This window comes from Streptomyces sp. NPDC002306 (genome assembly GCF_053593435.1).
Genome location: NZ_JBSFCK010000021.1, coordinates 20,421 through 42,403, shown reverse-complemented (window position 1 = coordinate 42,403; position 21,983 = coordinate 20,421). Strand labels below are relative to the sequence as shown.

General features: G+C 71.8%; 18 protein-coding genes and 1 riboswitch. Of the genes, 10 read left to right on the top strand and 8 right to left on the bottom strand.

Features of this window, described 5'->3' with window-relative positions; genetic code table 11:
• Nucleotides 1–6: 6 nt before the first annotated feature.
• Nucleotides 7–423, bottom strand: a complete 417-nt coding sequence (locus tag ACWCQK_RS30030) for a cobalamin B12-binding domain-containing protein (RefSeq protein ID WP_451160225.1) — start codon at nucleotides 421–423, stop codon at nucleotides 7–9.
• A gap of 590 nt (nucleotides 424–1,013) precedes the next feature.
• On the opposite strand from ACWCQK_RS30030, the gene ACWCQK_RS30025 reads away from it, so the two are divergent.
• Together ACWCQK_RS30025 and ACWCQK_RS30020 are read left to right on the top strand one after the other, a co-directional pair.
• Entirely contained in the window at nucleotides 1,014–1,898 is an 885-nt protein-coding gene (locus tag ACWCQK_RS30025; protein ID WP_451160223.1) for an esterase/lipase family protein, read from the top strand.
• Nucleotides 1,899–2,068: 170 nt separating this feature from the next.
• Nucleotides 2,069–3,706 (top strand): M23 family metallopeptidase, encoded by a 1,638-nt coding sequence (locus tag ACWCQK_RS30020; protein ID WP_451160221.1) that lies wholly within the window; start codon nucleotides 2,069–2,071, stop codon nucleotides 3,704–3,706.
• 163 nt (nucleotides 3,707–3,869) lie between these two features.
• Here the strand turns inward: ACWCQK_RS30020 and pcrA are convergent, their stop codons facing one another.
• On the bottom strand, nucleotides 3,870–6,353 hold the full coding sequence (gene pcrA, locus ACWCQK_RS30015) for a DNA helicase PcrA (RefSeq protein ID WP_451160219.1): 2,484 nt from the start codon (nucleotides 6,351–6,353) through the stop codon (nucleotides 3,870–3,872).
• Nucleotides 6,354–6,700: 347 nt separating this feature from the next.
• Nucleotides 6,701–6,858, top strand: a riboswitch (cyclic di-AMP (ydaO/yuaA leader).
• 8 nt (nucleotides 6,859–6,866) lie between these two features.
• Here pcrA and ACWCQK_RS30010 point away from each other — a divergent pair.
• The 4 genes from ACWCQK_RS30010 (at nucleotide 6,867) to ACWCQK_RS29995 (ending at nucleotide 11,590) form a co-directional block, all read left to right on the top strand.
• Nucleotides 6,867–8,042: an NlpC/P60 family protein gene (locus ACWCQK_RS30010; RefSeq protein WP_451160217.1), complete on the top strand. Its 1,176-nt coding sequence runs from the start codon at nucleotides 6,867–6,869 to the stop codon at nucleotides 8,040–8,042.
• Nucleotides 8,043–8,129: 87 nt separating this feature from the next.
• Nucleotides 8,130–9,116, top strand: a complete 987-nt coding sequence (locus ACWCQK_RS30005; RefSeq protein ID WP_451160215.1) for a tellurite resistance/C4-dicarboxylate transporter family protein — start codon at nucleotides 8,130–8,132, stop codon at nucleotides 9,114–9,116.
• Nucleotides 9,117–9,624: 508 nt separating this feature from the next.
• Entirely contained in the window at nucleotides 9,625–10,707 is a 1,083-nt protein-coding gene (locus ACWCQK_RS30000; protein ID WP_451160213.1) for an NlpC/P60 family protein, read from the top strand.
• A 250-nt stretch (nucleotides 10,708–10,957) separates the two neighbouring features.
• Nucleotides 10,958–11,590 carry a hypothetical protein gene (locus ACWCQK_RS29995; RefSeq protein ID WP_451160211.1) on the top strand — a complete coding sequence of 211 codons (633 nt, stop codon included), beginning with the start codon at nucleotides 10,958–10,960 and terminating at the stop codon, nucleotides 11,588–11,590.
• 31 nt (nucleotides 11,591–11,621) lie between these two features.
• Here ACWCQK_RS29995 and ACWCQK_RS29990 read toward each other — a convergent pair whose 3' ends face one another.
• Nucleotides 11,622–12,335 carry a LuxR C-terminal-related transcriptional regulator gene (locus ACWCQK_RS29990; protein WP_451160209.1) on the bottom strand — a complete coding sequence of 238 codons (714 nt, stop codon included), beginning with the start codon at nucleotides 12,333–12,335 and terminating at the stop codon, nucleotides 11,622–11,624.
• Nucleotides 12,332–13,624, bottom strand: coding sequence for an ATP-binding protein (locus ACWCQK_RS29985; protein WP_451160207.1), 1,293 nt, complete (start codon nucleotides 13,622–13,624; stop codon nucleotides 12,332–12,334). Before ACWCQK_RS29985 ends, ACWCQK_RS29990 begins: the two co-directional genes overlap by 4 nt.
• A 174-nt stretch (nucleotides 13,625–13,798) precedes the next feature.
• On the opposite strand from ACWCQK_RS29985, the gene ACWCQK_RS29980 reads away from it, so the two are divergent.
• Entirely contained in the window at nucleotides 13,799–15,238 is a 1,440-nt protein-coding gene (locus ACWCQK_RS29980) for a PspC domain-containing protein (RefSeq protein WP_451160205.1), read from the top strand.
• On the top strand, nucleotides 15,225–15,467 hold the full coding sequence (locus ACWCQK_RS29975; RefSeq protein WP_451160203.1) for a hypothetical protein: 243 nt from the start codon (nucleotides 15,225–15,227) through the stop codon (nucleotides 15,465–15,467). Before ACWCQK_RS29980 ends, ACWCQK_RS29975 begins: the two co-directional genes overlap by 14 nt.
• 26 nt (nucleotides 15,468–15,493) lie before the next feature.
• Here the strand turns inward: ACWCQK_RS29975 and ACWCQK_RS29970 are convergent, their stop codons facing one another.
• The gene (locus ACWCQK_RS29970) at nucleotides 15,494–16,021 is read right to left on the bottom strand and encodes a DoxX family protein (RefSeq protein WP_451160201.1); all 528 of its coding nucleotides are present in this window, start codon (nucleotides 16,019–16,021) and stop codon (nucleotides 15,494–15,496) included.
• Between the two features lie 177 nt (nucleotides 16,022–16,198).
• Nucleotides 16,199–17,476, bottom strand: a complete 1,278-nt coding sequence (locus ACWCQK_RS29965; RefSeq protein ID WP_451160199.1) for a hypothetical protein — start codon at nucleotides 17,474–17,476, stop codon at nucleotides 16,199–16,201.
• A 201-nt stretch (nucleotides 17,477–17,677) separates the two neighbouring features.
• Between ACWCQK_RS29965 and ACWCQK_RS29960 the strand changes: the two genes are divergently transcribed.
• Nucleotides 17,678–18,673, top strand: a complete 996-nt coding sequence (locus ACWCQK_RS29960; protein ID WP_451160197.1) for a DUF4429 domain-containing protein — start codon at nucleotides 17,678–17,680, stop codon at nucleotides 18,671–18,673.
• Here ACWCQK_RS29960 and ACWCQK_RS29955 read toward each other — a convergent pair.
• Nucleotides 18,670–19,464 (bottom strand): class II aldolase/adducin family protein, encoded by a 795-nt coding sequence (locus tag ACWCQK_RS29955; protein WP_451160195.1) that lies wholly within the window; start codon nucleotides 19,462–19,464, stop codon nucleotides 18,670–18,672. The two genes, ACWCQK_RS29960 and ACWCQK_RS29955, sit on opposite strands and share 4 nt — an antisense overlap.
• 182 nt (nucleotides 19,465–19,646) lie before the next feature.
• On the opposite strand from ACWCQK_RS29955, the gene ACWCQK_RS29950 reads away from it, so the two are divergent.
• On the top strand, nucleotides 19,647–20,114 hold the full coding sequence (locus ACWCQK_RS29950; RefSeq protein WP_451160193.1) for a pyridoxamine 5'-phosphate oxidase family protein: 468 nt from the start codon (nucleotides 19,647–19,649) through the stop codon (nucleotides 20,112–20,114).
• A 51-nt stretch (nucleotides 20,115–20,165) separates the two neighbouring features.
• Here the strand turns inward: ACWCQK_RS29950 and guaA are convergent, their stop codons facing one another.
• Nucleotides 20,166–21,746 carry a glutamine-hydrolyzing GMP synthase gene (gene guaA / locus ACWCQK_RS29945; RefSeq protein ID WP_451160191.1) on the bottom strand — a complete coding sequence of 527 codons (1,581 nt, stop codon included), beginning with the start codon at nucleotides 21,744–21,746 and terminating at the stop codon, nucleotides 20,166–20,168.
• Nucleotides 21,747–21,983: the final 237 nt, after the last annotated feature.

The following is a 21,983-nucleotide window of genomic DNA, read 5'->3' as shown; positions in this document are numbered from 1 at the left end:
CAGCGGCTAGGCGCCGGCGGGCTGGCGTACGTTCGCCCGGACCCAGTCCACGATCGACGTCGTCGTCGCGCCCGGCGTGAAGATCTCCGCGACGCCCTTCTCCTTCAGCGGCGGGATGTCCGCCTCGGGGATGATCCCGCCGCCGAAGACCAGGATGTCCTCCGCGTCCCGCTCCTTGAGCAGGTCGATCACCGCGCCGAACAGCGTGTTGTGGGCACCGGAGAGGATGGACAGCCCGATCGCGTCGGCGTCCTCCTGGATCGCGGTGTCGACGATCTGGTCCGGAGTCTGGTGGAGCCCGGTGTAGATGACCTCCATGCCGGCGTCGCGCAGAGCCCGCGCGATCACCTTGGCCCCGCGGTCATGACCGTCGAGCCCCGGCTTGGCCACCACGACGCGGATCGGACCGGCTGCCACACCCATCACTGCCTCCATGAAGCGAATGCGTTCATCCCTACCGACGAGTACCGCACGGGCCGCACCGCAGGGGAAGTGAACGAACGTTATCGCCAGCATCCCGCAACCGGCAGTTTCGCGGAGGCGACCGAGGGGGAAATCACACGATGGGACACGTTCGCCGCGCACCTTCCGAGTCTCCGCGGCCCACGAGCCGCATGCTCCTGCGGTCCAGGGCCGGGAGGGAAACCGCGCAAGGGAGCCGCACGAGGTCGCCGTGCCACCGCGCCGCAAGGCCGCGCGCCGTGGCGGTGCGGCGAGTCGACACAGGAACGCCGGGCATACAGAAGCACACCAGAACCCACGGACCACGAAGCACGGTCCACGAAACCCGCACAGCAGCGGGAACACGCACAGCAGCACAGAGAGCGCAGACCACGCGGAGAGCGGGAAGCATCCCTCTCGGAGCCGCGGAGATCACGGCCCTCAGAGCCACAGAGCACGAGCCGCACGGAACGACAGCGCACCCGGCGCACCCCGTACCGACAGCCTCAGCGACTTCCACGAGAGCACACGGGGGACAGAGACGTCCTCGGTGTGCCGACAGGAGGTCGGCCATGAAGGTCACCCGGGCGCTGCCGCCCTTTCCGCCCCTCTGCCAATGGCTTCTGCCGACCAGGCTGGCGGGGCTCTCCGTCACTCTGCTGAAGGCCACCGCCCTGGAGATCGCGATCCTGGCGGGGCATCTCCTCCTCTACCCCTCCGGCATCGCCCAGGAGCGGCACGCCTCGGCGGCCCAGGACCTCCCGGACACCCTGGACACCCCCCGGCTGCCGGCCCGGTCCGACCCCCCTGTCGTCCTGCTGCACGGTTTCATCGACAACCGTTCCGTCTTCGTCCTGCTGCGCCGCAGTCTCGCCCAGCACGGCCGTCACCAGGTGACGTCCCTCAACTACTCGCCGCTCACCTGTGACATCCGCACCGCCGCGGAGCTGCTCGGCCGGCACATCGAGGAGATCTGCGCGCGCACGGGCAGCGAGCAGGTCGACATCGTCGGACACAGCCTCGGCGGCCTGATCGCGCGCTACTACGCGCAGCGGCTCGGCGGCGACCTGCGCGTGCGCACCCTGGTCACGCTCGGCACCCCGCACTCCGGCACCCGGGTCGCGCCGCTGGCGAACGCCCACCCCATCGTGCGCCAGATGCGCCCCGGCTCGGAGGTCATCGAGGAGCTGGCCCTGCCCGCGCCCGGCTGCCGTACGCGGTTCGTCAGCTTCTGGAGCGACCTCGACCATGTGATGGACCCGCTGGAGGCCGCCTGCGTCGACCACCCGGACCTGTTGGCGCACAACGTGCGGGTGAGCGGGATCGGACATCTCGCGCTGCCCGTGCATCCCGCGGTCGCGACCGGGATCCGGCAGGCGCTCGACACCGCGCTGCAACCGGCGGCGGACGTCGGCGCCGTCACCGGCGCACGCGCCGGTGACGCGACCGTGGCGTGAGGGCCGACGGAGATATGCGAGGGTCGACGGAGATAAGGGATATAGGGCGCACTTCGCCCTGACGGTGACTTGCCGCGGTCGACTCGGCGGGGCTTGAGGACGCCTCGAACTCGAACAACTCTCGAACGCAAAGCCAAAGTCGTGCCCGCAGTCCCCCGAAACACCGCCGAATGCCCGTTTCCTGCGCGCACGAAACCTGCCGAAGATTGTCGTGCCCGCGTACCGCCGGGTACAGTCGCCGCACTGCTCTGGCAGCCCCTGTTGTCGAGGCGAAAGAGAAGTTGGTGAACGACCGTCACCCGTCGGGGATCATGACCACCCCGGCTCCGGCTTCCGACGCCGCCGCGGCGCACTACGCGCCGTACGGCACCGAGGAAGCCCAGTACGGCGACTTCACCACGTACGGCGTCGGCTACGACGCGAACGGTTTCGGCACCGGCGGTTTCGACAACGGTGCCCACGCGACCGCGGCCTTCGCGACCGACCCCCTCTTCGGTGATCTCCCGGGCAACCCCCACGACCTCGGCGCCCACGACCACGCCTCTTACGACACCGGCGCCGCCTACGCCACCGGTGCGTACGACGGCGGGCACGGCGGGGGGCACGGCACCGGTCAGGAGACCGGCGCGTACGACGCGGGCCAATGGGCGACCGACGCGCACCAGACCCTGAACTACGACCCGTACGCGGCCCAGCACCACGCCGCCTACGACACGGGCGCGTACGAGACGACCGCCTGGTCCGCCGAACACCAGCAGCTCTCCGCCGTCCCGCCGCAGACCACGGCCTCCGACGCCTCCGGCGAGTGGGACGCGAACACCTGGGCGCAGGCCGACCCGTCCGAGGCCCCGGCCGACCCGACCCAGCAGTGGGAATGGGGCACGCAGGCCGTCGACACCGGCGCGTACGACGCCACGCAGTGGAACACCGACGGCGACGAGTCACCCGCCCCCGACGAGGAACCGGCCGAGGCAGCGGACGAGCTGACCTCCACCGGCGAACTCCCCGCCGTGCCGCCGCTCCTCGACGACCAGGAGGAGATCGCCCCGCTCCCCGCCCCGCGCGCCGCGTCCCGCTCCCGCCGCCGTCCGCCCCCGAGGCGTTCCGCGCTGCTGACGGTGGCGGTGCCCTCGGTGTGTGTGATGGGTGTCGCCGGAATCGCGGCCGCCTCCGTCGGCACCATGACGGAGGACGGCAAGGAGACGACGGCGTCGGCCTCGGACGCGCAGGCGGTGAAGCCCTCCGCCGCCAACAACAAGCTGGACACCCAGCTCGAAAGCCTCTCCGCCGGCGCCGACGACTTCAGGGACCGCGCCAGCCGTACGCAGGAGCGCATCGACCTCAAGGCCCAGCAGGTGGCCGAGAAGAAGAAGGCAGCGGCGGCGGCGGCCCGCAAGGAGCGACTGCGCCCCAAGTACGCCCTCCCCGTCGAGCGGCAGGGCCTCAGCGCCTACTTCGGCCAGGCCGGCGTCAACTGGATGTCGGTCCACACCGGCATCGACTTCCCGGTCTCCTACGGCACCACGGTGATGGCCGCGACCGACGGAACCGTCCGCACGCAGTGGAACAGCGCCTACGGCAACATGATGATCGTGACGGCGATGGACGGCACGGAGACCTGGTACTGCCACCTCTCCACCTACCGCGTCGCCTCCGGTACGACGGTGAAGGCCGGCGACCCGATCGCGTACTCCGGGAACTCCGGCAACTCGACCGGTCCGCACCTGCACTTCGAGGTCCGGCCCAGCGGCGGCTCGGCGATAGACCCGCTCCCCTGGCTGCGCAGCCACGGCCTCGACCCGACGTAGACCCCGCTCACGCCACACGTTCCCCCGCGCCGCCCGTTTCCCACGCAACGCGTTCACCGTCCCGCCCGTCTTCCACGCGAGGCGTCGCGCGCATGAGACGTACCCAGGAAAGCCGGCAAAGCCCCCGGCACAGTGCCGGGGGCTCATCTCGTGGCCGTCGGAGCTAGAGCTTCTCCACCGGCGCGTACCGCAGCAGCAGCCGCTTCGGCTTGGTGTCCCCGAAGTCGATCGTCGCCTCGGCGTTCCCGCCCGTGCCCTTCACCCCGACGACCGTGCCGAGCCCGAACTGGTCGTGCGTGACGCGGTCGCCGACGGCCAGGGCCACCACCGGCTTCTCCGCGGACCTGCGCGTGGCGAAGCCGGACGCCCCCGACGCCGACGAACGCGAGCGCGACGACGACAGCGACGACGCGATCCCCGAGGCCGGTCCTGAGGACACCGGCGCCGTGGCACCGGTCCGCTTCCATTCCAGGTGGGCCGGCGGGATCTCCTCCAGGAACCGGGAGGGCGGGTTGTACGACGGCTGCCCCCAGGCGCTGCGCATCGCCGACCGCGTGAGGTAGAGCCGCTCCCGCGCGCGGGTGATCCCGACGTACGCCAGGCGGCGCTCCTCCTCCAGTTCCTTGGCCTGGCCGAGGGCGCGCATGTGCGGGAAGACGCCGTCCTCCATGCCGGTCAGGAAGACGACCGGGAACTCCAGGCCCTTGGCGGTGTGCAGGGTCATCAGCGTGATGACACCGTCGCCGTCCTCCTCGTCGGGGATCTGGTCGGAGTCGGCGACCAGGGCGACCCGCTCCAGGAATTCGGACAGCCCGCCCGTCGCCTCGCCCTCGCCGGACTCCTGCTCGAACTCCAGCGCGACGGCGGCGAGCTCCTGGAGGTTCTCGATACGGGTCTCGTCCTGCGGGTCGGTGGAGGCCTGCAACTCGGCCAGGTATCCGGTCCGTTCGAGGACGGCCTCCAGGACCGTCGCCGGGCCCGCGCCGGACTCGACGATCGTACGGAGATCCTCCATCAGCGCGTTGAAGCGCTGCACGGCGTTCGTGGAGCGCGCGGCCATGCCGTAGGCCTCGTCGACGCGTCGCAGTGCCTGCGGAAAGCTGATCTTCTCGCGCTGGGAGAGGGCGTCGATCATCGCCTCGGCGCGCTCGCCGATCCCGCGCTTGGGCACGTTGAGGATGCGGCGCAGCGGGACCGAGTCCTCCGGGTTGGCCAGGACGCGCAGGTAGGCCAGGACGTCCCGGACCTCCTTGCGCTCGTAGAAGCGGACGCCGCCGACGACCTTGTAGGGCAGGCCGACGCGGATGAAGATCTCTTCGAAGACGCGGGACTGGGCGTTGGTGCGGTAGAACACGGCGACGTCGCCGGCCTTGGCCTGGCGCGCGTCCGTGAGACGGTCTATCTCGTCGGCGACGAACTGCGCCTCGTCGTGCTCGGTGTCGGCGACGTACCCGGTGATGCTCGCGCCGGCGCCCGCGTTGGTCCACAGGTTCTTGGGGCGGCGGGACTCGTTGCGCTCGATGACGGCGTTGGCGGCGGAGAGGATCGTCTGCGTGGAGCGGTAGTTCTGCTCCAGCAGGATCGTCGTCGCGTTCGGGTAGTCCTCCTCGAACTGGAGGATGTTGCGGATCGTCGCGCCGCGGAAGGCGTAGATCGACTGGTCCGCGTCACCCACGACGCACAGTTCGGCGGGCTGGAGGTCGAACTCGCCCGGCGGTACGTCCACGGGGTGCTCGGCGGTGCCGACGAGCTCGCGCACCAGGGCGTACTGGGCGTGGTTGGTGTCCTGGTACTCGTCGACGAGCACGTGCCGGAAGCGGCGGCGGTAGTGCTCGGCGACGTCCGGGAACGCGCGCAGCAGATTGACCGTCGTCATGATCAGGTCGTCGAAGTCGAGCGCGTTGGCCTCGCGCAACCGCGACTGGTACATCGCGTACGCCTGGGCGAGGGTCTTCTCGAAGCCGTCGGTGGCCTGGGCGGCGAAGTCCTCCTCGTCGATCAGCTCGTTCTTCAGGTTGGAGATCTTGGCGCTGAAGGACTTCGGCGGGAAGCGCTTGGGATCGAGGTCCAGGTCCCGGCAGACCAGGGCCATCAGGCGCTTGGAGTCGGCGGCGTCGTAGATCGAGAAAGACGACGTGAAGCCGAGCCTCTTGCTCTCGCGGCGCAGGATGCGCACGCACGCGCTGTGGAAGGTCATCACCCACATCGCGTTCGCGCGCGGGCCGACGAGATGCTCGACGCGCTCCTTCATCTCGCCCGCGGCCTTGTTGGTGAAGGTGATCGCGAGGATCTGGCCCGGGTGCACGTGCCGCTCGCCGAGCAGGTGGGCGATGCGGTGGGTGAGCACCCGGGTCTTGCCGGATCCCGCGCCGGCCACGATGAGCAGCGGGGCGCCGGAGTGGACCACGGCCGCGCGCTGGTTCTCGTTCAGCCCCTCCAGCAGGGAGGCCGGGTCGATCGCCGGGCGTGGGGCGCCGTCGCGATAGTAGGCGTCCCGGTCCGGCGGCACGTCGAACTTCCCGCCGAACAGATCGTCCGGAACCGGCTCCGGTACGTGCTCGTCCTCGGGCGGTGGCGGGGGTTCCTCCCCATGGGCCCGGGGGGCCTGGAGATCCGCCAGGAAGCTGTCGTCAAAGAGGCTGCTCATCGCTCTCCGAGTCTAGGGCGCCCCACCGACAACCCGCCGCCGCCCTGAGAACATCCCCCCGTAATCGGCCTTCCGGCACCTTTTCACCTTACGGAACGACCCCGGCACCGACCGCGATCGGGCAGTCGCACCGGCAGCGCGACCGAAGCACCATCTGCCCATCTACGGCCAAATCACCAAAAAGTCCTCCGATCGACCAAGATGAACAACTCCTGACCTGAGGTCACGAAAATGTATCGGGCATATCGCCCATCAACCTTCACAGAGGCCACACGCGTTGGCTAGCGTGCCCAGCAGGCCGCACGACCCCCTCCGGCGAACCTCGCCGGGCCGCGCGGCCCTCCGCCGAGTTCGGTACGCCGCCACGGCGACCGGAGCCGGGGACCCAACCGAGACCCGGGGTGAATCGGCCCGGCTTCCCATCGGGGAGCGGCCGTAGGGCAACCCTTCCGATCCATCCGCCCGAACCCGACAGCTAACCCGGTAGGCGGAACGTGGAAGGAGTCGCCTCCCTTGGCGTCGCACCGCAAGTCGCGTCCAGCAGCTACGCGCGTAGCAGGCATACGCACCCCCGCCCTCGCCACGGCGGCGCTCACCTCCGTCGCCCTGCTCTCCCAGACGGCCGACGCCACCCCCTCGGCCGACGACGGCAGGCCGAGCCTCGAAGAGGTCGAGAAGAAGGTCGACGACCTTTACCGCCAGGCGGAGTCGGCGACCGAGAAGTACAACGCGGCCAAAGAGCGGTCCGGCAAACAGCGCAAGCGCGTCGACACCCTCCTCGACGACGTCGCCCAGCGCACCCAGGCGCTCAACGAGGCACGCGAGGAGCTCGGCTCCGCCGCCGCCGCGCAGTACCGCACCGGCGCCGGCGCACCTGACACCGCGACCTTCCTGCTCGCGGACTCCCCGCAGGACTACTTCGACCAGGCCCAGCTGATGAGCCGTCTGACCACGCGCCAGAAGGGCGCGGTCGACGACTACGTCACCGAGCGGTCCGCGACGATGAAGAAGCGCCAGGAAGCCGCCGAGGGCCTGCGGACGCTCACCGACTCGCAGGACGACCTGCGAACGGCCAAGGCGGCCGTCCAGCGGAAGCTCGCCGACGCGCGTGTGCTGCTGTCGAAGCTGACGGCCCAGGAGAAGGCCCGGCTGGCCGAGATCGAGAAGCGCGAGCAGGCGGAGGCCACGCGCGCGGCGGCGGAACTCGCGAAGCGACAGGCGGCGGCCTCGCGCGCGAGCACGAGACCGCAGGCGGACTCGTCCGCACCCGCCTCCCCGTCCACGTCCTCCCCGTCCACGTCCTCGCCGTCGTCCTCCGGCTCCTCGTACGACACCCAGGCCGACAAGGCGCTCGCCTTCGCCCGCGCCCAGATCGGCAAGCCCTACGTCTGGGGCGCGACGGGACCCGGCTCCTACGACTGTTCCGGCCTCACCCAGGCCGCCTGGAAGGCCGCCGGCGTCACCCTCCCGCGCACCACCTACGACCAGGTGAACGCCGGCACCACCGTCCCCCTCTCCGCCGCCCGCCCCGGTGACCTGGTCTTCTTCTACGACGACGTCAGCCATGTGGGTATCTACCTCGGCGACGGGATGATGATCCACGCCCCCAAGCCCGGCGCGTACGTCCGCGAGGAGTCGATCTACTACGACGGCGAGCCGGGGATCCACAGCGTGGTGCGCCCCGCCTGACGAGGCTGCCCGCGCCCGCGCGTATTTCCGGGCGCCCGCGCGCGTGCCCCGCTCGCGCGGCGTGCGGCGCTCCTTAGCATCGGCCGCATGCCGCGTACCTCCCCTCTTCGCGCCTGGTGGGCGCACGGTCAGCCGGCGGCCGGGGCCGCCGTGCTGGCGACCGGCATCCTGTCGGTCGCGCTCCGGCTGACGGGGTACGAGGTCCTGTCCCGGATCACCCTGGTGCTCGCCTGCGCCGCCTGGCTGGCACTGGCGGCGGGCTTCGTCGTCCAGCTGCTGTGGGCGCGGGAGGACTGGGTGAGCTGTGCCTGCACGCCCGCCGCGCTCACCTCGGTCGCCGCGAGCGCCGTCCTCGGCACCCGCTTCTCGATGCCGGGGTGGCGGACGCCGGCCGAGGCGCTGCTGGCCCTCGCCGCGGTGCTGTGGCCGGTGCTGCTCGTCGTCGTCCTACGGCACTGGGAGCGCCGTATGCCCGGGGCGGTGTTCCTCGGCTGCGTGGCCACGCAGGGGCTCGCGGTGCTCTGCGCCGGCCTCGCCGGGGCCCTGTCGACGGCCTGGCTCGCGCACGCGGCGCTGGTCCTGTTCCTGTGCGGGCTGGTGCTCTACTGCCTGGCCCTGGCCCACTTCGACCCGCGTCAGGCCGTCGAGGGGGCCGGCGACCAGTGGGTGGCCGGCGGGGCGCTCGCGATCTCGGCGCTGGCGGGGGCGCAACTGCTCGCGGCCGACGGGCCGCGCCTGTACCTGTGGAACGACGACGACCGTGGCGCCCTGCGCGTCATGACCGTCGGTCTGCTGGCGCTCGACCTGTGCTGGTACGTCGTCCTGCTGGTGGCCGAGGTGCGGCGGCCGAGGCTGCGCTACGACGTGCTCCGGTGGTCTACCGCGTTCCCGATGGGGATGACGGCGGCGGCGGTGCTGTCCGTCGCCTCCGCCGTCGGCGTCCCGTGGCTGAAGCCGGTCGGGGAGGTGCTGCTGTGGATCGCCGTGGCGGTCTGGCTCGCGGTGGCCGTGGCGGCGGTCCGGGCGGCCTCGGGGGCCGTCCGTGCCGGCGCCGCGGCCACAGCACCGCGATGAAGACGTTCGCCGTGGTCAGCGGGGCCGGCTTCATCCCGTCATGAGGCCGGAGCCCGACGAGGGGATCCCCCGCCGCCCGGCACCGGCCGCCGCACCCGACGGCGGGCTGCATATATGCGCCATAGCACCGCGTCGCCCGAACGTGTCCGGGAATCCCGACATCGGTCATCACACTGCGTGAAGTCGACGGCTCCGCGCCGGGACCGCAGCCACTTGAGGTCACCGTTCGATCCGCCGGCGCCAGTTCCGCACATGCTGTTACCCAACCGACACAGACGGGTTTAGCGTCCTGCCCCAGGTGACCGGCTCCCCACCGCCGCCCGGGCCAGGGGCGGCAGTCGGACACCACCGCCGAGAAGGTCCGGCGGCGGCTCGCTCCCCCTGTGCGGGCCGTCGCCGGACGCGTGGACCGCCTTCCGGTGGCCGCGCGTCCGCTCCCCTGGCGGCCGTGCGTCCGCCGGGCGGTCACACGGAAGAGGCGGTCGTACGAAAGGACGTGCAAGTCCACGTGGCAGCGCACCGCAAGCCCCGCCGGCGCTCGCTCAGCGGCAATACGGCCCGTACCGCCGCCACCCTCGCCCTCGCGGGCGCGGCGACCGCGACGGCGTTCGACGGAACCGGTCAGGCCGCACCGAATCTGACACCGGCGCAGGTCAAGGCCAAGGTGGACAAGTTGTACCAGGAAGCCGAGGCGGCCACCGAGAAGTACAACGGCGCGCAGGAGAAGGCACAGGCTGCCGAGAAGCGGCTGGGAACGCTGCGGGACGAGGCGGCCCGCCGGGAGGACCGGCTCAACTCGGCACGGGACGCGCTGGGATCTCTCGCCGCCGCCCAGTACCGCGACGGCGGCATCGACCCCGCCCTGCGGCTCGCGCTCTCCGACGACCCCGACCGGTATCTCGACGGAGCCGCCTTCGCCGAACGGGCCGGTGACCGGCAGGCGGGCGCCGTCGCGCGCGTCCGCAAGCAGCTACGGGAGATCGAGCAGTTACGCGGCGCCGCACGCGTCGAACTGACCTCTCTCAGGTCACGGCAGGCGGAGCTGCGGCGGAACAAGGAGACGATCACCGGGAAACTGGACGAGGCACGGCGGCTGCTGTCGCGGCTGTCGGCCGCGGACCGCGCGAACCTGGCGACGGCGAGCGGCACCGGCCGGGCCTCGCGCGCGTCGACGACCGGGCGGGACAGCCTCGCGGCACCCGGGAGCACGACGGCCACGGCGGCCAGGACCTCCGCGCCCACCTCCCGCGCGGCGGACGCCGTCTCCTACGCCTACTCGAAACTCGGCAGCCCCTATGTGTGGGGCGCCACCGGACCGGACGCCTTCGACTGCTCGGGCCTCGCCCAGGCCGCGTACCGCGCCGCCGGCCTCTCCCTGCCCCGCACGACGTACGCGCAGATCGACGCGGGCCGCCGGGTCTCCCGCTCCGAACTGCTCCCGGGCGACCTGGTGTTCTTCTACTCGGGCATCACCCACGTCGGGATCTACGTCGGCGACGGACAGATGATCCACGCCCCGAACCCCTCGGCGCCGGTACGGCTGGCGCCCATCGACCAGATGCCGTTCGCGGGGGCCACCCGGGTCGTGTGACGTGACCACGACGGGTGCGACGCGTACCGAATGCTGAACGCCTAGTGCCGGGTGCCTGGTGGACGGGAAGTCCGAAGAGGGTGGAGGGGGTCAAGAGCCGCTCGTGGATGGCCTGATGAGGCCGGGCGGGGTGGCGCCGGGACGGGCTTGAGCGCGGCGGCACGGTAGCGTCGACGAGCGGGGTGGCAGTGCCTCCCCGTCCGCAGTCCGCCGATCCGTCGCCGTCCCGGCGCCGTCCGAGAGGGTGCCGATGTCCTCGTCCACGCTGCCGCCGCCCCCGCCGCCTCCGCACGTACGGACCTGGCAGGACCGGGGAGCGCTGCTGGCCGACCGGGGGCGGGTGCTGGAGGAGCTGAGGCGGCACAGCCTCGGGGTACACCGGGTGCTGCTGCTGTGGCTGCTGGCGCTCGCGGCGATCATCGGCTGGTCGCTGCTGGTGCTGCCGCTCCAGCAGTTCGAGGAGCAGGACCCGACGGGGCTCCTCCTCGGACCCGTCTTCCTGCTCCTCGGCCTGGCGGCTCTCACCCCGCCGGTCATCGCCGTCGTCCTCGCCGTCCGCCAGGACGGCCAGATACGCCGGCTCCTGGACGCCTGGCTCGCTCTGGACCGCCATCAGGCGACGGACGCCCGTCTACGCTCCCCCGGCCTCAGCCTCTTCTGGCTGCTGTCGTCCCTCACGGTCTGCGCGACCGGCCTGTGGGCGTCCCTCGCGGCCACGGCGGGCCCGACACCGGGCCGCACCGCCCACAGCGAGGTCGCCCTCGGCCTGGGCATCGGCACGATCCTGTGGCTGACGGGCCTGATCGGCGTGGTGAAGGCCGTACGGCACTACCGGTGGGCGCTGCGGGTGCTGGGGCGGGTACCGGTCGCGGAGCACCTCTAGAGGCGGCGGCCGCGACGCCGGCGCCCGCCGCTCACACCAGTCGTCGCGCCGTCGCCCACCGGGTCAGCTCGTGCCGGTTGGAGAGCTGGAGCTTGCGCAGCACCGCCGAGACATGGGACTCGACCGTCTTCACCGAGATGAAGAGCTGCTTGGCGATCTCCTTGTAGGCGTAACCGCGGGCGATCAGCCGCAGCACCTCGCGCTCGCGCTGGGTGAGGCGGTCGAGATCCTCGTCGACCGGCGGGGCGTCGGTCGAGGCGAAGGCGTCGAGGACGAACCCGGCCAGCCGCGGGGAGAAGACCGCGTCGCCCTCCTGGACCCGGAAGACGGAGTCGACCAGGTCCGTGCCGGTGATCGTCTTCGTCACGTATCCCCGCGCGCCGCCACGGATCACCCCGATCACGTCCTCCGCCGCGTCCGAGACGGACAGGGCGAGGAAGCGGACGGGCTGCTCGGCGTCGGCCATCAACGGAGCGCAGCGGCGCAGCACTTCGACGCCGCCGCCGCCCGGGAGGTGGACGTCGAGCAGGACCACCTCGGGCCGGGTCGCGGTGATGACCGTGACGGCCTGGTCGACGTCGGCGGCCTCCCCGACCACCTCGACACCGGTCTCGTCGGTCCGTCCGATCTCGGCCTGTACGCCTGTGCGGAACATGCGGTGGTCGTCGACGAGGACCACGCGCACGTGGCGCCCAGCCGTCTGCTCCGCCCCCGCCGTACCGGTCGCCTCGGTCGGATCGCTCATGACGTCTTCTCCACCCTCTCCATCTCCAGCTCGACCTCCGTGCCGCCGTCCGGCACCGCCCTCAGCCGGGCCGTGCCGCCGTGCCGCTCCATGCGGCCGATGATCGATTCCCTGACGCCCATCCGGTCGGCGGGTATCGAGTCGAGGTCGAAGCCGGGACCGCGGTCCCGGACGGACACGAAGACCGTCTTTCCCTCGACCTCGGCGTAGACCTGTACGGCGCCGCCCTCGCCACCGTACTTGGCGGCGTTCACCATTGCTTCCCTCGCGGCCTGCATCTGTGCGCCGGTGCGCTCGTCGAGCGCGCAGTCGCCGACGACCACGACCTCGATGGGGACGCCGTGCTTGTCCTCGACCTCGGCTGCGTTGCGCCGCACCGCGTCGGCGAGGGTGGTCGGCTCGTCGGCCTCGTCCTTGCCGGTGCCCTCGGGCTTGTAGAGCCAGGTCCGCAGGTCGCGTTCCTGGGCGCGGGCGAGTCTGCGCACCTCGTTCGCGTTCTCCGCGTTGCGCTGGATCAGGGTCAGGGTGTGCAGGACCGAGTCGTGCACGTGTGCGGCGACCTCCGCGCGCTCCTGGGCGCGGATGCGCATCAGACGCTCCTCGGAGAGGTCCTGGGTCATCCGGACGAGATAGGGACCGGCGAGCAGCGTGATGCCGACGAGGACGGCCAGGGCCGCCTGGAGCACCGAGCCGAGGTGGGCGGCGGAGCCCTGGAGCACGAAGATGCCGGAGACGCCCGCGGTGACCAGCAGCACGCCGCCCACGGCACGCAGCAGGGACAGCGTGCGCCGGCGCCGCCCGACCTCGACCCAGCGGGCCCGGCGGGCGTTGTCCGCCTGCCGCCAGACGAGGGCGACGCCCGCGCCGACCAGGACGGCCGGCAGGAGGTACGCCTTGGCGCCGCTGCCCAGGTTCACACTGCTGACGAAGACCATGGCCACGGCGACCATGAGCAGCAGGGCGACGATCTGCCCCTTGTCCGGCTTGCGGGCGATGAGCCGGCGCCGGCCGTCGGGCGAGGTCTCGGCGCCGACGAGGGACGGGGGCTTCTGGTCGCCCACACCGCCCACGCCGAGCGGGACGAAGAACCAGAACGCGGCGTAGAGCAGCGCGCCGAGACCGTTCGCCATGAACAGGCCGACGAAGACCAGCCGCACCCAGATCACGGGCAGCCCGAGGTGCCCGGCGAGCCCCCGCGCCACGCCACCCAGCCAGCGTCCGTCGCTGCTGCGGTAGAGCTTGCGCGGGGGCCGCGGCTCGACGAGTGGCGCTGCTGCGGCTTCCGGCATGCCACCGATGGTCACACGGACCGGCGGACCGGGGCATCAGGGTGGAGCCCCGAGACTCCCCTGATCTCAGCGACCTCGTCGAACGCTTCCCGGTCCGGGCTCGGGGCGGATATCAGGGTCGGGCCAGGGTCATCCCGGCTGCCGCGACGGCGGCTCGCCCGTCACCATGGACCCATGACTGATCACCAGCACGCCGCGGACGCCGTGCCCGACGAGAACCCCTCGTCCGGCGCGCCCGCCGACGCGGCCGCCGCGGGTGCGGGTGGGGAACCGCGCGCGCACGGGCGGGCGGGGGCGGGTGAGGGAACGAACGGGCCCGAAGGCACCGGGTCGCCCGGGACGCCGCACGGGTTCCGGCGCGATCGGCGGTTCAAGTCGCTCGCGGGCGTGTGCTCCGGGCTCGGGCGGCACTTCGACCTGGATCCGGTGATCTTCCGGATCACCCTCGCGGTCCTCGCCGCGACCGGCGGCATAGGTCTGATCTTCTACGGCTTCGCCTGGCTCTTCGTCCCGTACGACGACGAGAGCGAGAACGAGGTGCACAAGCTCCTGACCGGCCGGGTCGACGGCCAGGCACTGGCCGCCGTACTGTTCGCGCTGGTCGGCTGCGGGGTGTTCCTGTCGATGCTGAACAACGGCGGGGTGCTGACCTTCGCCTTCGTTCTCTCCTTCCTCCTCGCGGGCGCGGGGTACTGGTCGCGGCGGCGCGGTGCCCCGGACCCCGATCCGCTGGCCGCCCAGGCCGCGGCGGACGCGCCGCCGGAGGCGCAGGCACCGCCGGTCCCCAGCGCCTACCCGTCCTGGTGGCGCGACCCGATCGTCAAGGACGGGACGCATGTCGGCGGCACGGGCTACCTGTGGGGCCCCGGGGACTCACGGGAACGGGACATCGCGGCGGCCGTCAACATCAGCCGTAGTCCGTACGGCGGCCGCCCCCAGGACGGCATACGCACCCCGCAGGCCCGGCGGACCGCATCGCGCGGACCTCGCTGGATCGGCGGCTGGACCTTCCTGCTGGCCCTGGTCGCGGGCGGCCTCGGCACCGGTCTGACCTGGCACGGGCATCCGCTCGGCACCAGCCTGCAAGCGGGACTGGCCGCGGCGCTCATCGTGTTCGGCGTGGGCATCGCGGTCAGTTCGGGCCTGGGGCGTACGGGGGCCGGGTCGGTGCTCCTGGCGTTCGTCACGGCCGCCCTGCTCGCGGGGGCGACGGTGCTCCCCAAGGACATCGGCACGCGGTGGACGCACACGACATGGCGGCCCGCCACGGTGGCGGACGTGCGGCAGAAGTACGACCTCGGGAACGGCGTCGGGACGCTGGACCTGTCCCGGCTGGACCTGGCCGAGGGCAGAACGGTGTCCGCGGAGGCCGGTGTGGGGGTGGGCCGGCTGCACGTGATCGTGCCGCCGGACGTCACCGTGAAGCTGTCCGCCGAGGTCGGGGTGGGCGACATCCAGTTGCCGGGTGACGAGGCGAAGGACGTGGACGTGGCACCGGACAAGCACCAGCGGGTGACCTTGCCACCGGCCTCGGCCGGTGCGCGGGGCGGGACGCTCGACCTGGATCTCCAGGTCGGTGTGGGACAGGTGGAGGTGTCCCGTGCTGCGTCATGAGTTCCAGCCGGGGAGGCTGGTCGCCGGGGTCTGTCTGATCGTCGCGGGTGTCCTGTACGCGGGAGACGCGGGCGGGCTCTGGGACACCCCGTGGTTCGTGCTCGTCCCGCTGGTCCTGGGCGGCCACTGCCTGGCGGGAGCCGTAGGGATCCTGGCCAGGGGCGTCCGGGGACGCCGCGCCCGGAACCGGAGCCTCAGCGGGGAGACACGTCCGCAGGCTCCGGTCTGACCGGGCGGGGCACCGGAAGCCGTCGGCTACAGATACCCGCCGCCTCGTCGCCGCCGGGCGCGCAGGGCGGCGTCCAGGGAGAACACGGGGGCGCCCGCGAGGATCAGGGGCAGCCAGGCCATCAGGTAAGGGAGGTCGTTGCCGAAGTAGTAGGGGTCGGTGGACCAGCTGACGGTCAGCCAGAGGCTGAGGGAGATCAGCGCGCCGCCGAGTGCGGCGAGCCGGGACAGCAGGCCGACCAGGGTGCCGATGCCGACGGCGAGTTCACCGAAGGCGATGGCGTAGCCGAAGCCGACCGGGCTCTTCAGTGCCAGGTCGACCAGGGCCGGGATGGCCGAGGAGTCGCGGACGGCACGCATCGTGTCGCCGACCGAGCCCGCGCCCGTGCTCTTCATGAAGGCGCTGTCCATGAGTTTGTCGATGCCGGCGTAGAGAAAGGTGACGCCGAGGAAGATCCGGAGTGGGAGCAGGGCGTAGCGGCCGGCGGTGTCCCGCCAGGTTCCGCCGCCGTCGAGATAGGAGGTGTGCGTATCCGTACGAATGCCGTGAGTCATCGCTCGTAGCCGCCTCTCGCCGCGGTGACATGGCCCCTCGACAGACCATACGTACGAAAGAGGCGTCCGGCTCAACCTCGCCGCCGCCGTTTTCCCGGTTTCCACCCCAGCGGCACACCCGGACGACGTGTCACCCGCGCGTCGGTGCCGGTGCGTCGCTGCCGGTGCGTCGGTCTGTCAGTCCGTCACATCGATCTCGTAGCGGTTGGTCTCCACCCCGGCGGCGGTGACGACCTGGACCTCCACCCGGCCCGGTTCCACGTCCGCGGGGACGGGGACGGTCAGGAGGGCGTCCGTGGGGTTGCTGAAGCCGCCGGTGACCGGGACCAGGGGGACGTGGACATGGACCGGGCCGATGCGGACGACCATCCGGGAGAGCCGGTCCGCGTCCTGGGCGCCCAGCGGTACGAAACCGGCGCCGCGGATCTCGATGTCGTCGCCGGTACGGATGGGGGCGTCCAGGTCGCCGGCCTCACGGGCCCGTACGACGGAGAGGATCACCGGGCGGCCGCCCTCGGCGTACTTGCCGGCCAGGTAGGTCGCCGCAGACACCAGGACCACCACGGCGAGGCCCCAGGGCAGATCGGGCAGCTGGTCGGGGCGGCGGGCCAGGCGTACCGCGCCGAACAGCAGGGCGACCGTGCTGATCACGACGTACTGGATGTCGGCGAAGGTGCCGCGTCCGGCGTCGTCGGTCAGCAGGTCGGCCGCGCGGGGACGGTGTGCGCGCACCTTCTGGAGCTTCTGTCCCAGCACCCGCAGCCCGACCACCCGCCGCACCAGGACCGCGATCCCGCACACCACCGCGAGCACGGTCACGACACCGGCCCCGCGGGCGAGTTCGAACCCGGAGATCAGCGCGTCGCGCTCGGCGTGGTGGGAGGCGGCGGCCAGCCGGCCGACCAGCACGAGCACCGCGTAGGCCACGAACAGCACCCAGGCGACGGCGACGGCGCGCGAGGTGGACAGACGGTTGTCGTCGCCGATGACGGGGGCCAGCGCTCCGCCGCGCGCCCGGTGGAACCACGACGCGGCGGTCAGGGCTCCCGCCACCACCACCGCCGCCAGCAGCCCGGCCGTGCGGGCCGACGTCCAGCCCGCGCCGATCGCCGTCAGCGACTGCGCCAGCAGCAACGCGACGACCGCCGCCCAGACCGTGAAAGCGGTCCGGCGCCACAGGCGGGTGAGCCACGCCATGCCCTCGGCGCGGCCCCGTTCGGCGACGGCCTCCGCGGACTGCGCCAGTTCCTCCGAGACCCACTGCCGGGACGCCGAGACCGAGTGCGCCACGGCCGCCGGCAGACCCTGCCCGGCGGCGAAGCCGTCCCGCTTCAGCAGGAACGCGGCGACCGCGCGCCGATGTCCCTCACGAGCCCCGTGCGGGCAGTCCCCGCAGGTACAGCCGCCCGCGTGCGCGCCCGTTTCCGCGCCCTGTCTCGCCTCCTGTACCGCCACGCCCGACGCCTGCCTTCCCGCAACCACGACCAACCGAACCGGCGGCTCTGCGCAGAGCCCGGACTTCGCCGCCGTCCCTCGAACAACTCCCGGGCGACGACAGCGAATTGTGCCCTACGGCACACCGTGTGTGTCCGGCAGGTCTGGTCAGGGCGGGTGACGGGGCGGCGGGCGTGTTGACCCGGCTGCGAGAATTTCCGTATGGCCGAGATCATCCAGCGTGACGGGACCTGGGCCTTCGACGGCACGACGGTCCGGATCACGCCGGGACTCCACCGCTCCGTACCGCTCTTCCGGCAGACGTACGGGGAGGTCGCCGTACCGCTGGAGGCGGTCGCGGGCGTCGCCTACGAGCCGGAGCGCAAACGCGGCCGGCTGCGTCTGAGGCTGCGCGAGGGGGCCGATCCACTGCTTCAGGCGACGGGCGGCCGGCTGCCGGACGCGGCGGATCCGTACCGGCTGACGGTGGACGCCGACGGTTGCGGGGCCGCCGAGTACGTGGCCGAGGAGATCCGGCACGCGGTGCTGCTCGACCAGATCCCCAGCGAACCGACGGAGGCCTATCTGCTGCCCGGTCCGCCGGTTCCGGTCTCGGTGCGGTCCTCCGACGGCACGGTGTCGTTCGACGGCACCCAGGTGCGGATCGACTGGTCCGACACCTCCGACCGGGTCAAGCGGGCCACCGGTCCGCGGATCATCGCCGTCGGCGATCTGGTCGAGGTCGAGTGGCTGCCCAACTCCGCTCACGAGGACGGCTTCCTGCGTTTCGTCACCCGCGGGACGACGTTCGCCGAACTGCCGCCCGAGAAGGACCCGTACGCTCTGGACCTGTGGGGCGGCGCCCGACGCGACCTGCTCACCGCGCTCGTCGCGACGGCGGTCACGTCCCGGCTGCCGCACCCCTCCGCCCGCACCGGGCGCGCGTACGCCGACCGCCCCCGCCACTCCGGCCCGGCCGTCGTCCCGTCTCGGGCCGACCACCACGACGTGCTGCTGCGCCGGCTGCGGGAGTTGGGCGAGCTGCACCGGGACGGCGTCCTCACGGACGAGGAGTTCGCGATGACGAAGGCGGCGGTACTCAGCGGGTTCCAGGAACCGGCGGCCGTGACCTGGCATCCGGATTCCGGAACCTGGCATCGGGATTCCGGAACCGGGCCTCCAGGTTCCGGCCTCCCGGGCCCGTCGGGCGGTTCCTAGCTCAGGAGGTCCGGTTCGCTGCGGCTGATGTCCTGCCACATCGGCTGGTAGTTGATCCAGGCCACCAGGTCGCCGCCCAGCTGCTCCCGGGTCGTCGTGGCCATCTTGTGGTCGATGAGCATCGGTCTGCCCGCCGCCTTCGCCATCAGCTGCACCTGGCAGGACCGCTCCAGCGACAGGAACCACCAGGCCGCCGCGTCCACCGAGTCGCCGACGGTCAGCAGGCCGTGGTTGCGCAGGACGAGCGCCTTGCGCGAGTCGAGCGCGTTCGCGATGCGCCGGCCCTCCTCGGCGTCGACGGCGACGCCGGTGTAGGCGTCGTAGAGGGCGTGATCCTCGTAGAAGGCGCAGCTCTCCTGGGTGATCGGGTCCAGGAGGTCGCCGAGCGCCGACAGGGCGCGGCCGTGCACCGAGTGGCAGTGGGCGACGGCGACGACGTCGGGGCGGGCGGCGTGGACCTGGGAGTGCACGGTGAACGCGGCCTGGTTCACGTGGTAGCGGCCCTCGATCACCTGGCCGTCCTCGTTGGCCAGCACCAGATCGCTCACCGTGACGTGCTTGAACGGCATGCCGAACGGGTTGACCCAGAAGCAGTCACTGAGCTCCGGGTCGCGTGCGGTGATGTGCCCCGAGACGCCGTCCTCGAAGCCGAGCCGCCCGAAGATCCGCAGCGCGCCCGCCAGCCGCTCCTTGCGGTGCCTGCGCTCGTCGTCGAGCGAGTCGTGCATCGGCGGCATCGCGAACTGGAGCTGGTCCGTGGGCAGGGGCAGGGGCGGAGTGGGCCCGTGCATAGATCCTCCAGCGCTGAGTTGCTTTACGGGGCGGAAGTTACCGCCGGTCAGCGCAGGAGAACAGGGATGTTATGCAAAGATGACGCACGCAACAGAAATTCGTGCGCATCCGCCGCGATCCCACCCCCGCCCCCTCCGATACCTGACAGAAGATGTCCGGTATCCGCGCAAGACTGGGGCGTATGAACTGGGCAGATTTCTCCGCGGCCGAACCCGATCTCGCCGGCACCGTCGAAGCGCGGTTCGACGCCTTCACCCATCACGTCCTCGCGACCCTGCGCAAGGACGGCTCCCCGCGCACCAGCGGCCTGGAGGTGCGCTTCCTGCTGGGCGAGCTGTGGTTCGGCATGATGCCGGGCTCGGTCAAAGCGCTCGACCTGCGCCGCGACCCGCGCTTCACGCTCCAGGCGAACCCCGGCCACGGCACCGGGATGGGTGGCGGGGACGTGCGGATCAGCGGGCGGGCGGTCGAGGTGGACGACGCGGCCACGAAGGCCGCGTACGTGAAGGAGGTGGAACCGCCGCAGCCGTTCCACCTCTTCCGCACCGAGCTGACGGAGGTCGTCAGAACCTACGTCGAGGACGACACGTACCTGGTCGTCGAGATCTGGCAGCCCGGGAAACCGGTGCGGGTCGTCAAGCGGACCTGACCCCCGCGTGGCGGCCCGTGGGGAACTCCCCCGTGGGCCGCCCCGGCGGGACTACTCCCACTCGATGGTGCCCGGCGGCTTCGAGGTCACGTCGAGGACGACCCGGTTGACGTCCCGCACCTCGTTCGTGATGCGGGTCGAGATCTTCCCGAGCACCTCGTACGGCAGGCGGGACCAGTCGGCGGTCATCGCGTCCTCGGAGGAGACCGGGCGCAGGACGATCGGGTGGCCGTAGGTGCGGCCGTCGCCCTGGACGCCGACGCTGCGGACGTCCGCGAGCAGTACCACCGGGCACTGCCAGATCTCACGGTCGAGACCGGCCGCCGTCAGTTCCTCGCGGGCGATGGCGTCGGCCTCGCGCAGCAGGTCCAGGCGCTCCTTGGTGACCTCGCCGACGATCCGGATGCCGAGGCCGGGACCGGGGAACGGCTGGCGCTGGACGATCTCCTCCGGGAGCCCGAGCTCCTGGCCGACCATCCGCACCTCGTCCTTGAAGAGCTTGCGGAGCGGCTCGATGAGCTGGAACTCCAGGTCCTCGGGGAGGCCGCCGACGTTGTGGTGGGACTTGATGTTCGCCGTGCCGGTGCCGCCGCCGGACTCGACGACGTCCGGGTAGAGCGTGCCCTGGACCAGGAAGGCCACCTCGGGGCCCTCGTCCGCGATGATCTCGGCCTGGGCCTGCTCGAAGACGCGGATGAACTCGCGGCCGATGATCTTCCGCTTCTGCTCGGGGTCACTGACCCCGTTGAGCGCGGTGAGGAAGCGCTCCTCCGCGTCCACGACCTTCAGCTGGACGCCGGTGGCGGCCACGAAGTCCTTCTCGACCTGCTCGGTCTCACCCTTGCGCATCAGACCGTGGTCGACGTACACGCAGGTCAGCTGGGCGCCGATGGCCTTCTGCACCAGGGCGGCGGCCACGGCGGAGTCCACGCCGCCGGACAGCCCGCAGATGGCGCGCCGGTCGCCGACCTGCTCGCGGATCGCGGCGACCTGCTCCTCGATCACGTTGCCGGTGGTCCAGGAGGGGGTCAGGCCCGCACCGCGGTAGAGGAAGTGCTCCAGCACCTGCTGGCCGTGCGTGGAGTGCATCACCTCGGGGTGGTACTGGACGCCGTACAGCTTCTTCTCGTCGTTCTCGAACGCGGCGACCGGGACGACGTCGGTGGCGGCCGTGACGGTGAAGCCCTCCGGGGCGGCGGAGCAGGCGTCGCCGTGCGACATCCACACCGGCTGCTCGGCCGGGGTGCCCTCGAAGAGGGTCGAGCCGGGCTTGCTGACCCGCAGGGGCGTACGGCCGTACTCGCGGGCGCCGGAGTTGTCGACGGTGCCGCCGAGGGCCGTCGCCATCAGCTGGAAGCCGTAGCACATGCCGAAGACGGGGACGCCGGCCTCGAAGATCGCGCCGTCGAGGCGGGGCGCGCCCTCCGCGTAGACGGACGAGGGGCCGCCGGAGAGGATGATCGCCGCCGGGTTCTTCGCGAGCATCTCCGCGACCGGCATGGTGCTCGGCACGATCTCGCTGTAGACCCGGGCCTCACGGACGCGACGGGCGATGAGCTGGGCGTACTGCGCGCCGAAGTCGACGACCAGGACGGTGTCGGGGGCGGCGGCAGCGGGAGTCGCTGATGACACGGGTTGCCTTCCGGCGGCTGGGCGGGGGGTCTGTGCCGCCGATTCTACCGGGGCGGACGTGACCGGCCTCGCCCACCGGTGACGGGCGGGGCTTGGGACGGGTGCCGTCCCCGGTGCATACTGGACGCATGCTCACGCACGCGACCTTCCTGTTTACCTATGGCGACCGGCCCGCCGGCTGCCATGGTCGTGCCGCTTGAGCAACTGACGAGCGACTTCCCAGGCGCCCCGGGCCGA